Origin of the sequence: Rhodococcus sp. ZPP, from assembly GCF_017656075.1 — a bacterium.
Lineage (GTDB): Bacteria > Actinomycetota > Actinomycetes > Mycobacteriales > Mycobacteriaceae > Rhodococcus_F > Rhodococcus_F oxybenzonivorans.
Genome location: NZ_CP058638.1, coordinates 657,814 through 672,744, shown reverse-complemented (window position 1 = coordinate 672,744; position 14,931 = coordinate 657,814). Strand labels below are relative to the sequence as shown.

At 67.2% G+C, this 14,931-nt stretch carries 11 protein-coding genes; all 11 read left to right on the top strand.

Annotation, left to right across the window (positions count from 1 at the left end; all coding sequences use genetic code 11):
* The first annotated feature begins 196 nt into the window (after positions 1 to 196).
* The 11 genes from rsmH to HYG77_RS03040 all read left to right on the top strand — a co-directional run bounded on the left by rsmH (position 197) and on the right by HYG77_RS03040 (position 14,856).
* Positions 197 to 1,213, top strand: coding sequence for a 16S rRNA (cytosine(1402)-N(4))-methyltransferase RsmH (gene rsmH, locus HYG77_RS03090; protein WP_208963260.1), 1,017 nt, complete (start codon positions 197 to 199; stop codon positions 1,211 to 1,213).
* The gene (locus HYG77_RS03085; protein WP_109329260.1) at positions 1,210 to 1,890 is read left to right on the top strand and encodes a hypothetical protein; all 681 of its coding nucleotides are present in this window, start codon (positions 1,210 to 1,212) and stop codon (positions 1,888 to 1,890) included. The genes rsmH and HYG77_RS03085 overlap by 4 nt, the downstream gene beginning before the upstream one ends.
* A complete protein-coding gene (locus tag HYG77_RS03080; RefSeq protein WP_159921714.1) occupies positions 1,887 to 3,737 on the top strand; it encodes a penicillin-binding protein 2 in 1,851 nt (616 codons plus the stop codon). The genes HYG77_RS03085 and HYG77_RS03080 overlap by 4 nt, the downstream gene beginning before the upstream one ends.
* A 267-nt stretch (positions 3,738 to 4,004) precedes the next feature.
* Entirely contained in the window at positions 4,005 to 5,579 is a 1,575-nt protein-coding gene (locus tag HYG77_RS03075; protein ID WP_208963259.1) for a UDP-N-acetylmuramoyl-L-alanyl-D-glutamate--2,6-diaminopimelate ligase, read from the top strand.
* Positions 5,576 to 7,090, top strand: a complete 1,515-nt coding sequence (gene murF, locus HYG77_RS03070) for a UDP-N-acetylmuramoyl-tripeptide--D-alanyl-D-alanine ligase (RefSeq protein ID WP_208961813.1) — start codon at positions 5,576 to 5,578, stop codon at positions 7,088 to 7,090. Before HYG77_RS03075 ends, murF begins: the two co-directional genes overlap by 4 nt.
* Positions 7,087 to 8,166 carry a phospho-N-acetylmuramoyl-pentapeptide-transferase gene (gene mraY, locus HYG77_RS03065; protein ID WP_109329268.1) on the top strand — a complete coding sequence of 360 codons (1,080 nt, stop codon included), beginning with the start codon at positions 7,087 to 7,089 and terminating at the stop codon, positions 8,164 to 8,166. The genes murF and mraY overlap by 4 nt, the downstream gene beginning before the upstream one ends.
* Positions 8,167 to 8,170: 4 nt before the next feature.
* The gene (murD, locus tag HYG77_RS03060; RefSeq protein WP_208961812.1) at positions 8,171 to 9,667 is read left to right on the top strand and encodes a UDP-N-acetylmuramoyl-L-alanine--D-glutamate ligase; all 1,497 of its coding nucleotides are present in this window, start codon (positions 8,171 to 8,173) and stop codon (positions 9,665 to 9,667) included.
* Positions 9,664 to 11,331 carry a putative lipid II flippase FtsW gene (gene ftsW / locus HYG77_RS03055; RefSeq protein ID WP_208961811.1) on the top strand — a complete coding sequence of 556 codons (1,668 nt, stop codon included), beginning with the start codon at positions 9,664 to 9,666 and terminating at the stop codon, positions 11,329 to 11,331. The genes murD and ftsW overlap by 4 nt, the downstream gene beginning before the upstream one ends.
* Positions 11,328 to 12,476, top strand: coding sequence for an undecaprenyldiphospho-muramoylpentapeptide beta-N-acetylglucosaminyltransferase (gene murG, locus HYG77_RS03050; protein ID WP_109329274.1), 1,149 nt, complete (start codon positions 11,328 to 11,330; stop codon positions 12,474 to 12,476). The genes ftsW and murG overlap by 4 nt, the downstream gene beginning before the upstream one ends.
* Positions 12,473 to 13,981: a UDP-N-acetylmuramate--L-alanine ligase gene (gene murC, locus HYG77_RS03045; protein WP_109329276.1), complete on the top strand. Its 1,509-nt coding sequence runs from the start codon at positions 12,473 to 12,475 to the stop codon at positions 13,979 to 13,981. The genes murG and murC overlap by 4 nt, the downstream gene beginning before the upstream one ends.
* 233 nt (positions 13,982 to 14,214) lie before the next feature.
* Complete coding sequence (locus HYG77_RS03040) at positions 14,215 to 14,856, top strand: FtsQ-type POTRA domain-containing protein (RefSeq protein WP_109329278.1); 642 nt, start codon at positions 14,215 to 14,217, stop codon at positions 14,854 to 14,856.
* Positions 14,857 to 14,931: the final 75 nt, after the last annotated feature.

Here is a 14,931-nt window from a genome sequence, read left to right as displayed (position 1 = left end):
ATGACCGTACGCACGCGAATGCAGCGAGGCCTCTGTCCGACGGAACCCTGACGCACTTCCCCAGCGCCAGGTTTTCATTTCGGGCAGGGACCTCGAAGCATTCGCACCGGCGACCGGCCGAGAAGAGAAGTTCGACATGTGGACTCCGGCTTCGGACATGTCCACCCGCACCACAGAAGCAGGAGCCGGAGGGATCATGGTGGATCACGAGGGGGAAGAATCCTCGCCCGCCGATGGTTTCGGCCATATCCCGGTCCTGCTGCACCGAGCAGTCGAACTCCTCGGCCCCGCGCTCACTCTGCACGACCCGGAGGGTGGGGGAGCCGTCATGATCGACGCCACCCTCGGCCTCGGTGGGCATTCCGAGCATTTTCTCCGGACGTACCCTCGGTTGAAGCTCGTGGCCCTCGACCGGGATCCGCGCGCCCTCGAGATTGCCGGGGCTCGGTTGGCCCCGTTCGGAGACCGCGTGACCTTCGTCCACACTCGGTATGACGGCATCGAGAATGCACTCCTCGAAGCGGGACTTCCTCCTCGAGATTCAGTTCACGGCATCCTGTTCGACCTGGGGGTGTCGTCGATGCAACTCGACGAGTCCGATCGCGGTTTCGCCTACTCCATCGATGCGCCGCTCGACATGCGGATGGATCCGACTACGGGCATCACGGCGGCAGAGGTGCTCAACACATACAGCCACGGTGATCTGGCCCGGATCCTCAGCACCTACGGTGAAGAACGATTCGCGGGAAAGATCGCGTCGGAAATCGTCCGGCAGCGGGCGAAACAGCCTTTCACGACGAGTGCCGAACTGGTCGAACTGCTGTATCGCGCCATTCCGGCGGCGACCCGCCGGACCGGGGGACACCCCGCCAAGCGGACCTTCCAAGCTCTTCGCGTCGAGGTCAACGGCGAACTCGATTCATTGCGAGCGGCGATACCGGCGGCTCTCGACGCGTTGACTGTCGGGGGACGCGTCGTGTTCATGTCGTATCAGTCGCTCGAAGACCGGGTGGTCAAGCAGGAGATCACTCCCCGCTCGAAGTCGAGGAGTCCGGAGGGGCTCCCTGTCGAGTTGCCGGGTATGGGGCCGGAGTTCCGCATCCTCACCCGAGGAGCGGAGCGAGCGTCCGAGCAAGAAATAGAAGAGAACCCACGATCAGCCCCGGTGCGCTTGCGTGCTGCAGAAAGAATTGCCAGGAGGTCGGCGGCATGACGGTTCAGGTGAATTCCCCCGAGGTACGGCCTGCGCGTGGGGGTAACCGTTCGGGCGCTGCCCAGCGAGCGTACGAGCGGCGCACCCAGCGTGCGGCAGTGCACAGCGGATCGCCGACCGCCGTGGCCGGCATGAACCGCGCGGGTTCCCTTGCTGCCCGGATTCCTTTTGTGGCAACGATTCTCGGACTTCTCAGCTTGGGCCTCGCCGTCACTCTCCTGCTCACCACCCGCTCGGCGGAGGATTCCTATCAGCTCAGTGCTGCGCGGGAACACAATCAGTCGCTCGCGGAGGAGAAGGCGGCGCTGCAGCGGGATGTGGAGACGGCCAACTCTGCGCCGAAACTCGCGGAGGAAGCGGCCAAGTTGGGGATGGTTCCGGCCAACGATCCCGCTCGTCTCGTGGTGCACCTGGACGGAAGCGTCGAGGTGGTCGGGAAGCCGGCGCCGGCATCCGGGTCACCTGTGCCCCCGCTCGATGCCGCTGCTCCGTCCGCCCAGGCGGGGAACACGGTTGCGACAGCTCCGAATCGGGGCACCACCACCACGCAGGCGCCGCGCGCCACGCCGCGACCCGGCAATAGCCCGGAGATCCAGGCCCGAGGTGAACAATTGGTTCCCGTGATGCCTTCGACCACTGCACCGACGACAGCACCACCATCGGGTGGTCGCCGGTGAACCGAAACGCACCGAGAAGTCGTCCCCGGCGCCCCAAGGGCGCCGGCACGGGGTCCTTTCCGTTCAGGCAGCGGATCGGACGCGGGATGATGTTCGGAGCGCTCGGCCTCGCCGCGGTGCAACTTTTGTGGATTCAGGTCATCGACGCGCCGCAACTGTCGGCCGAGGCGGCGAATCAACGCACGACCACCCAGGTGGATCCGGCGCTGCGCGGGTCGATCACCGACCGCAATGCCAACCCCATTGCTTTCACCATGGAAGCGAAGGCACTGACTTTTCAGCCTGCGCGGGTCCGTAAGGAGCTCGAGGAGGCGCGCGCCAAGAGCGAGACCGCCCCCGAGGTCGATTCGAGGCTCGATGCCATTGCCAAGGAAATTCACGACCGCCTCGGTGACGCGGCGCCGGAGAAAGAACTGAAGGAGAAACTGCGCAGCGACGAGACGTTCGTCTATCTCGCCCGCAGTGTCGACCCCGCGATTGCGGCCGAAATCAGTGAGAAGTATCCCGAGGTGGGTCTCGAGCGTCAGGACATCCGCGAATATCCCGGCGGATCCCTCGCCGCAAACCTCGTCGGCGCGACCGGCTGGGACGGGCACGGGCTCCTCGGCCTCGAGGACTCACTGGACTCCACTCTCGCCGGCACGGACGGCTCCGAAACCTACGACCGCGGGTCCGACGGCGCCGTCATTCCCGGCAGTTGGCGTGACAAGCAGCCTGCGGTGGACGGGTCGAGTGTAGAACTCACCATCGACTCGGACCTTCAGTACTACGTGCAGCAGCAAGTGCAGATGGCGAAGGACAAGTCCGGCGCCAAGGATGCGTCTGCGGTGGTGCTCGACTCTCACACCGGTGAAGTCCTGGCGATGTCGAACGACAGCACGTTCAACCCGGCGATCGGTGTGGGCAATAACCCGAGATCTGTGGAGATGGGCAATCTGTCCGTCAGTACCCCGTTCGAGCCGGGATCGGTGAACAAGATCGTGACCGCCGCAGCGGCCATCGAGTACGGACTGACCACCCCCGACGAGGTCCTCGAGGTTCCCGGCACCATTCAGATGGCAGGCGTGTCGGTGAAGGATGCCTGGGATCACGGCGTGGCTCCCTACACTTCCACCGGGGTGTTCGGTAAGTCGTCGAACGTCGGCACGCTGATGCTCGCCCAGCGCGTCGGCGAGGACCGTTACGCCGACATGCTGTCAAAGTTCGGACTCGGTCAGCGCACCGAGGTGGGGTTGCCCGGCGAGAGCGCGGGCAGTGTGCCGAGCCGCGACCAGTGGTCGGGCGGCACCTTTGCGAACCTGCCGATCGGCCAGGGTCTGTCGATGACGTTGTTGCAGATGACCGGTATGTATCAGGCCATCGCCAACGACGGTATTCGCATTCCGCCGCGAATCGTCCGGGCCACCATCGATGCGGACGGCGACAGAACCGAGACGGAGCGGCCGGAAGAAATTACTGTGGTCAGCCCGCAGACGGCGGCCACCGTGCGCGATATGTTCCGGTCCGTCACGCAGAACGACACCGGCAACCAGCGCGGCACAGGAGTTCAGGCTGCTGTCGACGGTTACCAGATCAGCGGTAAGACGGGAACAGCGCAGCAGGTCGACCCCGCCTGCAAGTGCTACTCGAATTCGAACTACTGGATCACGTTCGCCGGGATCGCGCCCGCGGACAATCCGCGATACGTGATCGGCATCATGCTGAACGCACCTACGCGGAGCGCGGACGGCACCGGTGGGCAGTCCGCCGCGCCGCTGTTCCACAACATCGCGTCGTGGTTGCTCCAACGTGACAGCGTCCCGATGTCCCCGGATCCCGGACGCAGGCTGGTGCTCCAAGCCGATTGAGCGATGGTCGGCCGAATCCGGCTTTCGGAACGGTCGCGGTAATCTGACACGTCGGCCGTTCAGTGGGCACAGTCGTTCAGTGAACACAGTCGCGTGAAGATGCCCAGGTCGCGCACTGTAGAGCCGTGCACGACGCCCGTAGTCAGTAGAGAGTCGACACCCGAGAGGAGCCCGGTGCCTGTTCCGTCCCGCCCGCAGTCGACGTCCGCGCCACTGAAGTCCGGAGAAGATCTGAAGTCCGGAGAAGATCTGCAGTCCGGAAAAAATCTGAAGTCCGGCGACGATCTGCGCCCCAGTCTGCCGGTTCGTACCCCGGTGAGCGTTCTCGCCGCAGCTGCCGGAGCCAGAATCGAGGCTTCCGCAGGTGGTGCTGCCGAGGTCGTCGTCACGGGAGTGGATCTTCGGGCTCAGGCCATCGCCCAGGGCGATCTCTTTGCTGCCTTGCCTGGTGCCCGGGCGCACGGGGCGGAGTTCGCGGCAGACGCTGTTGCACGCGGGGCAGTGGCGATCCTCACGGACGAGGCCGGGTTCGACATCGTGTCAGGGCTGGAAGCGGACGTGCCGGTCCTGGTCCACCACGATCCCCGCGGAGTTCTCGGCGAGATGTCGGCCACCATCTACGGCCGTCCGTCGGAGCGCATGCAGGTGATCGGTATCACCGGCACTTCCGGTAAGACCACCACCTCTTACCTTGTGGAGGGCGCTCTCACCGCGGCGGGGCGCACCACCGGTCTGTTGGGAACCATCGAAACGCGGATGAAGGGGCGACGGGTGCCGAGCGCACTGACGACGCCCGAGGCCCCGCAACTGCACGCCCTGTTCGCCGTGATGCTCGAGCAGGGGGTCGACACGGTGGTGATGGAGGTTTCCAGTCACGCGCTCGCGCTCGGCCGGGTCGACGGTGTGCGGTTCGATGTGGGTGCCTTCACCAATCTCTCGCAGGACCACCTTGATTTCCACCGCGACTTCGAGGACTACTTCGCCGCCAAAGCCAGGCTTTTCAGCGCCGAATCTTCGGTCCACGCTCCGCGGGCCGTCATCTGCGTCGACGACGTGTGGGGGCAGCGGATGGCCGAGGTTGCCGCCGACGCCGGCTCCGTCGTATCCACGGTGGCCACGGGGACCGGCCCTGTGGAGGCGGGGTGGGCTGCGGGTCCGCCGACGGTGTCGCCTTCCGGTTCGCAGACCTTCTCCCTCACCACACCGGACGGCACGTCGCTCGAGGTGTTGCTACAGCTTCCGGGCCGGTACAACGTCGCCAATGCCTCGGTTGCCGTTGCGCTGAGCGCCTCACTGGGGGTCGATCCGCTCGTCGCAGTGAAGGGCATCGCGGAGGTCGACGTGCCCGGGCGGGTGCAGCGCATCGATCGCGGCCAGGACTTTCTCGCCGTCGTTGACTACGCGCACAAACCCGCCGCCCTCGAAGCCGTGATCGCGACCCTTCGGAGCCAGGTGTCCGGCCGTGTCGCGGTGGTCGTGGGTGCGGGAGGTGACCGCGACGCCGGGAAGCGGCCCCTGATGGGGTCGGCGGCGGCGCGAGGCGCGGATCTGCTGATCATCACGGACGACAACCCGCGTACCGAGGACCCGGCGACGATCAGAGCCGCGGTCCGGGAAGGTGCCCTCGCGGTGCCCGAATCCGAGCGGGGAGAAGTTCGGGAAGTGGGGGACCGCGCGAGGGCGATCACCGAGGCCGTCAGCTGGGCGCAGGCAGGCGACGTAGTTCTGGTCGCAGGTAAGGGACACGAGTCCGGTCAGGAGATTTCCGGGGTGAAGCACCCATTTGACGATCGCGAGGTTCTGGGCGAAGCGATCGAGCAGGTAATCGGAGGAAGCGAATGATCCCGATGACACTCGCTCGCATCGCCGAAATCGTGGGAGGCGAGCTCCACGACGTCGTCGATCCCTCGACCGAGGTGACCGGCAGCGTTGAATTCGATTCGCGGAAGGTAGGTCCAGGCGGCCTCTTCCTCGCGCTGCCCGGTGCCCGCGTCGACGGTCACGACCATGCGGCGGCCGCCGTTGCGGCAGGTGCGGCCGCCGTCGTGGCTGCGCGGCCGGTCGGGGTTCCGGCCGTCGTGGTCCCGCCGATTCCGGTGGACGTCCCGAGCCGGGCGATGGCACTCGAACACGATTCGGACGGGTCCGGCGCTGGGGTGCTCGCCGCTCTGGCGAAGCTTGCCCGTGTTTCTGTCGACGAACTGACCGACAAGGGCTTGACCGTGGTCGGTGTGACCGGGTCAGCGGGCAAGACCTCGACCAAAGACCTCCTGGCGGCTGTTCTGCGCCCCCTGGGCCCGGTGGTGGCGCCGCCTGGATCGTTCAACAACGAGCTCGGGCACCCGTGGACTGCCCTGCGCGCCGATGCCGACACCCGGTTCCTGGTTCTGGAGATGTCTGCGCGAGGGCTGGGGCACATCGCGTCCCTCGCGACCATCGCGCCTCCCCGGATCGGGGTCATTCTCAACGTGGGCACGGCACATCTCGGTGAGTTCGGGTCCCGGGACGCGATCGCCCTGGCGAAGGGGGAGCTCGCCGAAGCGCTGCCGACTGCCGCGGACGGCGGCGTCGCCGTACTCAATGCAGACGACCCTCTGGTCGCCGCCATGGCCTCACGGACCTCTGCGCGCGTGGTGCTCGTCGGGCAGTCGGAGGCGGCGGATATTCGGGCCACCGACATCGTGCTCGACGAGAAGGCGCGTGCGCGATTCACGCTCACCACGTCTTCGGGCAGTGTTCCGGTCGAGCTGGCGGTGCACGGCGAACATCAAGTCGCGAACGCACTCGCCGCTGCTGCAGTGGCTTTCGAGTGCGGCGCAGATCTTGGCCAGGTTGCCCAGGCACTTTCCGGGGCCGCTGCGGTGTCGGCTCGCCGTATGGATGTGCGAGACCGACCGGACGGTGTGACGGTAATCAACGATTCGTACAACGCCAATCCTGATTCGATGCGCGCAGCCATCAAGGCGCTGGTGTCGATGGCGAAGACCGGCCGCGGCGCGGCGCGCCGCAGTTGGGCGGTACTCGGAGAAATGGCGGAGCTGGGGCCAGAATCAGTGGTCGAACACGATGCGATCGGCAGGTTCGCGGTCCGGCTGGACGTGAGCAAGTTGATCATCGTCGGAACCGGGAGACCGGCACGGGCCATGCATCAGGGCGCGGTCATGGAGGGCTCGTGGGGGGACGAGGCGATACTCGTTCCCGACGCCGCCTCCGCGATCGTGTTGCTCGAGGAGGAATTGGCGGCGGGTGACCTGGTATTGGTCAAAGCGTCGCAATCCATCGGACTGTGGGAGGTCGCGGACGCGGTGCTGGCGGGACACACGGGGCAGAAGGGTTCGGAGGCCATGCGGTGAGACAGATCCTCTTCGCGGCGGGCATCGCGCTTGCCGTCTCGATTCTGCTGACCCCGGTCCTCATCAAGGCCTTTTCCCGTCAGGGTTTCGGCCAGGAGATCCGTGTCGAAGGTCCGGCCAGTCACCAGTCGAAGCGCGGGACCCCGACGATGGGCGGAGTCGCCATCCTCGCCGGTCTGTGGGCGGGGTACTGGGGATCGCACCTGATCGGTATCGGCTACGACGCGGACGGCCCCTCGGCGTCGGGTCTGCTGGTGCTGGGCCTGACCACTGCGCTCGGTGGTGTCGGGTTCCTCGACGACTTCATCAAGATCCGCAAGCAGCGCAACCTGGGACTGAACAAGACCGCAAAGCTGGTCGGCCAGCTGATCGCGGCGGTGGCGTTCGGCGTCCTTGCGCTGCAGTTCCGCGGCGCCAACGACCTGACCCCCGGCAGTGCCCACCTGTCGTACGTCCGCGACATCGCGACGGTGACCCTGGGATCCGTGGTGTTCGTCGCGTTCTGTTATCTGCTGGTCAGCGCGTGGTCGAACGCCGTCAATCTCACCGACGGACTCGACGGCCTGGCGGCCGGTTCCATGAGCCTCGTGCTGGGTGCCTACGTCATCATCACGTTCTGGCAGTACCGCAACGCATGTGAGACCAGCCCGGGAAAGGGTTGCTATGACGTGCGGGATCCGCTCGACCTGGCTTTGATCTGCGCCGCCGGGGCGGGCGCCTGCATCGGATTCCTCTGGTGGAACGCCGCGCCCGCCAAAATTTTCATGGGCGACACCGGCTCCCTTGCGCTGGGCGGCATGCTTGCCGGGCTGTCCATTACGACGCGGACCGAACTGCTCATGGTGGTGATCGGCGCACTTTTCGTCGCCGAAGCGGCGTCCGTGGTGATCCAGGTTGCGGTGTTCAGGTCGAGCCGGAGACGAGTGTTCCGCATGGCGCCTTTCCACCATCACTTCGAACTCGCCGGGTGGGCGGAAACCACGGTGATCATCCGCTTCTGGTTGCTGGCGGCCATCGCCTCGGCGATCGGCCTCGCGCTGTTCTACAGCGAGTACCTGGCAGCGATCGGCGGCTGACCCAGTGGCCGAGGATCTGGAACTCGATCGGTTGCGGGGTCGTGCCGTACTCGTCGCGGGGGCGGGGATCTCGGGCCGGGCGACGATCGAACCGCTCCGTGAACTCGGAGCCCTCGTCACCGTCACCGATTCGAATGCCGACGCCCTTGCCGAATGCGCGAGGCTCGGCGCAGCCACCGTGCCCATCGACGACCTCCTCGCCGACCGCGAACGTGTCCGTGACTTCGCACTGGTGGTGACCAGCCCCGGTTTCCGTCCCGACGCACCGCTGCTCTCGGCTGCCGCCGGAGACGGCATCCCCATCTGGGGAGATATCGAACTCTCCTGGCACGTGGACCGATCGGGACTCTACGGCCCGCCCCGCCGATGGTTGGTGGTTACCGGGACCAACGGAAAGACGACCACGACCTCGATGCTGCAGTCGATCCTGTCGGCGGCAAAGGTGCCCAGCGCAGCCTGCGGGAACATCGGACTTCCGGTCCTCGAGGCCTTACGCCAGACGTCTCCTCGGCCCGAAGTGCTGGCGGTGGAACTCTCGTCGTTCCAACTGCACTGGGCACCGTCAGTTCGGCCGGCGGCCGGAGCCGTCCTGAACATCGCCGAGGACCACCTCGACTGGCACGGCGGTATGCAGTCGTACATCGAAGCGAAGGCGCGAGCGTTGACCGGCGATGTCGCAGTACTGGGTCTCGACGACGACGTGGCAGCGTCCCTCGCATCCTCCTCACCCGCCGAACGCATGGTGGGCTTCCGAGTGGGGATCCCGGGGCCGGGGGAGTTGGGGATCGAAAACGGCCACCTGGTGGATCGGGCGTTCGCCGACGGACTGCGGCTGGCCCCGGCGGAGGGGATTACCCCGTCCGGTCCTGCGGGATTGATGGATGCGCTCGCTGCGGCAGCGCTCGCGCGCGCCGCGGGGGTGGGGCCCGAGGCCGTGGCCCGCGGTCTGGCGAGTTACGTCGTCGGCCCGCACCGAGGTGCACGCGTTGCCGAGATCGGCGGGGTCACCTTCGTCGACGACTCGAAGGCCACCAACCCGCACGCGGCCGGGCCGTCGATTCTCGCGCACGAACGCGTGGTGTGGATCGCCGGCGGCCTCCTCAAAGGCGCCCAGGTCGACGACCTGATCGTCGAGGTGGCCGACCGCCTGACCGGAGTCGTGCTACTCGGGCGTGACGCCACCCACATCGCCGAGTCGCTTGCGCGACACGCCCCCGAGGTTCCCGTCGTCAGTGTCGAAACGGGAGACGATGCTGGAGTGAGTGCTGTTGCTCGAGCCGCGACCCGACGGGTGGTGCTGCCGCCCGGTACCGACAGCGACGCGGTCATGGCAGCCGTCGTGCGTGAGGCGGCTGCCCTGGCGACGGCGGGTGACGCCGTCGTACTGGCTCCTGCCGCGGCTTCGCTCGACATGTTCGACAGCTACGGTCATCGAGGTAGGAGCTTCGCCGACGCGGTCGGCCGGCTGCATGCATCGGACATTACCGGGCAGCCGCGATGACGTCGGCCGATCCGCGCCCACGCCGGGTTCCCGACGCGCAGCGCAGCCGTGGGGCCGACGCGCAGCGCCGCCGGGTGTCCGACGCGCAGCGGGGCCGCGGTGGTGAACGGGGTCGCGGTGACGCACCTCGGGGCCGTGCCGGTGATGCGGGACGACCTCGCTCTCCCGAAGGTCCGCGTTCGCAGGACGGTTCTCCGCGTTCGGCTACGCCCCGCCGCCCGCCGCAGGGTCCGCGAACCCGCACGGCGCCGCCGCGCGCTCCCCGCACCCGGATCGGTGCGTGGCTGGCCAGACCGTTGGCGTCGTTCCACCTCGTCGTGACCATCGCGTTTCTGCTCACGGTGCTGGGGCTGGTGATGGTCTTGTCGTCGTCGAGCGTCGAGGCGTATGCCAACGACGGCTCGGCCTACACGCTGTTCACCCGGCAAACGATCTTCGCCGGCGTCGGCATGATCCTGTTCTTCGTCGCGTTGCGCATCCCGGTACGGGTGATGCGCGCGCTGTCCTTTCCCGCCTTCGCGGCGACGATCGTTCTTCTGGTTCTGGTGCTCATACCCGGTATCGGAACGGTGTCGCAGGGCACCCGAGGATGGTTCGTCGTCGGCGGTGTGTCCCTGCAGCCGGCCGAGTTGACGAAGATCGCGCTCGCCATCTGGGGTGCGCACATCCTGACGTCACGCCGGAGCGACCTGGTCGGGATCCGCGACATGCTGGTCCCACTCGTTCCCGCGGCGCTGTTGGCGTTCGTGCTCATCATCTTGCAGCCCGACCTCGGAACGACGGTTTCGTTGGCCATCATCTTGATGGCATTGCTGTGGTTCGCAGGTCTGCCGCTCAAGTTGTTCCTGGGCATCGTGGGAACCGGTCTCGCCGGGGTGGTGGTTCTCGCTCTCACCGCGGGTTACCGTTCGGCGAGGGTCCGGGCCTTCTTCAATCCGGACGAGGATCCGCAGGGTATCGGTTATCAGTCACGTCAGGCGATGTACTCGCTGGCCGACGGCGGAATTCTCGGGCGTGGACTGGGGCAGAGCCGCGCGAAGTGGAGTTATCTCCCCAACGCGCACAACGACTTCATCTTCGCCATCATCGGTGAGGAACTGGGCTTCCTGGGTGGTGCCGCCGTGCTGGGGCTCTTCGGGTTGTTCGTATACACGGGTCTGCGTATCGCCGCACGATCGGCCGATCCCTTCCTGCGCTTGCTCACGGGTACGGCCACGGTATGGATCACCGGTCAGGCGTTCATCAATGTGGGGTACGTCATCGGGCTGCTCCCCGTCACCGGACTGCAGTTGCCGCTCGTGTCCGCCGGGGGAACGTCGACGGCGACGACACTGTTCATGTTCGGCGTGGTGGCGAATGCGGCCCGGCACGAGCCGGAGGCGGTAGCGGCGCTGCATTCGGGTCAGGACGGCCGTTTCGGGCGAATGCTGCGTCTTCCGAAGCCCGAGGCATATTCACCGGTGCGGGCGGACGCTGCCCGGGCGGAGGCGGTGCGGCGGGCCGAGGCACGGCGGCAGGCCGGACGCGAGATGGCAGCCCGCACCCGGAGCATCACATACGACAAGGGCCGCGCGGAACGCGGCAATGCCCGCACACCCGACCGCGGTGTGCGCCAGCAGCGAAGCTCGGGTGGCCGAGCAGGAGAGCGAGGATTTCGTAGGTGAGCGGCGAGAAGCCCACTCTGTCGGTGATCGTGGCCGGTGGTGGAACCGCCGGACACATCGAACCGGCTCTGGCGGTGGCCGATGCGATCAAGGCGATCGACGGGGATGTGGTGGTGACGGCGCTGGGGACGGCGCGCGGTCTCGAAACCACGCTGGTTCCGGAGCGCGGTTATCCGCTGGAACTCATTCCGCCGGTGCCACTTCCCCGTAAACCCACCCTCGACCTGCTGCGGCTCCCGCGCCGGGTGCTGCATTCGGTTCGTCGTACCCGTGCGGTGATGGACGAGACCGGGGCCGACGTGATCGTCGGTTTCGGCGGTTACGTAGCTCTTCCGGCGTACCTGGCCGCGGGTGCCGGTCTATTGCGGCGGCGACGCAGAATCCCGATCGTGGTGCACGAGGCGAACGCGAGCGCGGGCATCGCCAACAAGATCGGCGCTCGCCGTGCAACACGGGTCCTCGCGGCGGTGGCGGGTTCCGGTGTGAAGGCGCGCGGCCGGGCGGAGGCCGAGATCGTCGGTATTCCGGTGCGGGCATCCATCACCGGTCTCGACCGGGCGGGGTTGCGCAGTAAGGCTCGGGCCCACTTCGGGCTTCCCGCCGAGGGACCGGTGCTGCTCGTGTTCGGTGGGTCGCAGGGTGCGCGGTCGCTCAACGAGGCGGTGTCGGGGGCGGCGGAGTCGCTCGCGGCGGCAGGGATCGCCGTCCTGCACGCACACGGTCCGAAGAACACCCTGGACGTCCCCGACTCCGCAGGCGGTCCGCCCTACGTGGCGGTCCCGTACCTGTCGCGGATGGATCTGGCGTATTCGGCTGCCGACGCGGTGATCTGCCGATCGGGTGCGATGACGGTCGCGGAGGTGTCGGCCGTGGGTCTCCCCGCGCTGTACGTGCCGTTGCCGCACGGCAACGGTGAGCAAGAACTCAATGCGCGGCCAGTCGTCGAAGCGGGAGGTGGAATGATTGTCCGTGACGGCGACCTGACCGCCGCCTTCGTCGCGGACACCGTGATCCCGCTGCTGCGCGACCCCGTGCGGCTCGCGGACATGGGGCGGCGCGCGGCGGGAGCGGGTCACCGTAGCGCAGCCGCCGAGGTTGCGCAGATTGTTCTCGACGTGGCCGCGCTGAAGAAGGAAACCCGATGACCGACCTGCCCGCGCACCTCGAACGTGTCCACATGGTGGGGATCGGTGGCGCCGGAATGTCCGGGATCGCCCGGATCCTGCTGGCCCGAGGGGGCCAGGTGTCCGGATCCGACGCCAAGGAGAGCCGCGGCGTGCTGGCCCTCCGCGCTCGCGGCGCGAACGTGCGCATCGGCCACGACGCCAGCGCACTCGATCTCTTGCCCGGTGGACCCACCGTGGTCGTCACCACGCACGCCGCCATCCCGAAGGACAACCCGGAACTGGTCGAGGCCGCGCGGCGCGGCATCCCCGTGATCCTGCGCCCGGCGGTGCTCGCATCGTTGATGCAAGGTCACCGGACCCTGCTCGTGTCTGGCACCCACGGTAAGACCTCGACGACGTCTATGCTGGTGGTGGCGCTCCAGCATTGTGGTTACGACCCCTCTTTCGCGGTGGGCGGCGAGCTGAACGAAGCCGGGACCAACGCTCATCACGGCAGCGGTGACGTGTTCGTCGCCGAGGCCGACGAGAGTGACGGTTCGCTTCTCCAGTACGACCCCGATGTCGTCGTCGTCACCAACGTCGAGGCCGACCATCTCGACTATTTCGGGAGCCCGGAGGCCTATACCCAGGTTTTCGACGATTTCGCCGATCGGCTGTCGCCCGGCGGGCTCCTCGTCACCTGTCTCGACGATCCCGGTTCGGCGGCGCTCGCGTCACGGGTGAGCGCGCGGAACCTCCCCGGTGTGCGAGTGGTCGGCTACGGCAGCGCAGAGTCGTCCGCCGCTCCGTTCGACTCCGTCGACGGGATCGAGGTCGGTGCCCGGCTGCTGAGTTTCGAGGCCAGAGATGTGGGGGGAGTGCTGCAGTTCCAGCTGGCCGGTGAGCGGAGTCCGCGGACCATCCGGATGGGTGTCCCAGGACGGCACATGGCACTCAACGCGCTGGCCGCACTTCTCGCTGCCCGCGAGGCCGGTGCCGACGTCGACGAGATACTCGAAGGAATCGCCGGTTTCGGCGGTGTACACCGCCGGTTCCAGTTCACCGGTCGTGAGCGTGGCGTTCGGGTGTTCGACGACTATGCGCACCATCCCACCGAAGTACGTGCGGTGCTCGGCGCCGCCGCGGATCTGGTGCGCCAGCCGCACGAGGCGGATCGGCAAGAATCCGAGGAATCGGTCCGCCGGGGCAAAGTGATCGTCGTGTTCCAGCCACATCTCTATTCGCGGACAGCAACTTTCGCAGAAGAGTTCGGGCATGCTCTCGATCTCGCCGACGAGGTCGTGGTGCTCGACGTGTACGGGGCGAGGGAGGAACCCATTCCCGGTGTCAGTGGCGCCCTGGTCGCACTGTCGGTGACCAAGCCGGTGCACTATCAGCCCGACCTGTCGCAGGCGCCGCGTCAGGTGGCGGGGTTGGCAGAACCCGGTGACGTCGTGATCACGATGGGTGCCGGTGACGTCACGATGCTCGGAAACCAGATCCTCGACGCGCTGCGCGCGGCCCCACACAACGCCTCCCGATGAGCCGGGAGCGCCGAGGTCGCCCGGAACGGCCGGATCGCCCGGTTCGCCGCGACACCCAGCGCAGTCCGCGGCCCGGTGGCGCGTCCGCGCGGAGTTCCGGCACCAGGGCTGGGTCGCGCCGGACGCCGCCGGGCGGTGACCCGTCCACTCGCAGACCGCGCGGATCGGTCCCGGCCGCAGCATCTCCGGACGTGGAGCAGGAGCCTGGGCGGCCGTGGTATCGCAGGCCGGCGGTGACCGGTCTGATCGGTGTCGTGGTGGTCGTGGCGCTCGGTCTGGTGGCCTGGTTCACGCCGCTGTTGTCGGTGCGGTCCACCGATGTCGCGGGTGCCACGACCATTCCCGAGGAACAGATTCGACAGGTACTCGCCGTGCCGCAGGGGCAGCCACTGCTGCGCGTCGACACCGTGGCGGCCGCGCAACGGGTCGCCGCGATCCCTAAGGTGGCTACCGCCCGCGTGCAGAGAATGTATCCGTCCACCATTCGGGTGACGGTGACCGAACGCGTGCCGGTCGTGTTCGTCGATACTCCTGACGGCACGCATCTTCTGGACGCCGACGCTGTCGACTACGAGATCGCGCCACCGCCTCCCGGTGTTCCTCGCCTGGTCACTGACACTCCCGGGTGGGGCGATGCCAGTACCGCGGCTGCGCTCGAGGTGCTCGAGTCGATGCCGCCGCAATTGCGCGGGCAGGTGGGTGAGGTTGCGGCCAAATCCATTTCGGACATCTCGGTGACCCTGCTCGACGGCCGCGTCGTGGTGTGGGGCGGCACGGAGAAGTCCGAACGCAAAGCGGCGGTCACCTTGCCCCTGCTGACTCAGCCCGGACAGACGTACGACGTGTCGAGTCCTGATCTCCCGACGGTGCGGTAGGGGAATGGAATTCGGAGGCGGCTGCCAGCGAGCGAGTTCGTCAAATAACTGGGCGAGTCTCGGCGCGCCTAATGG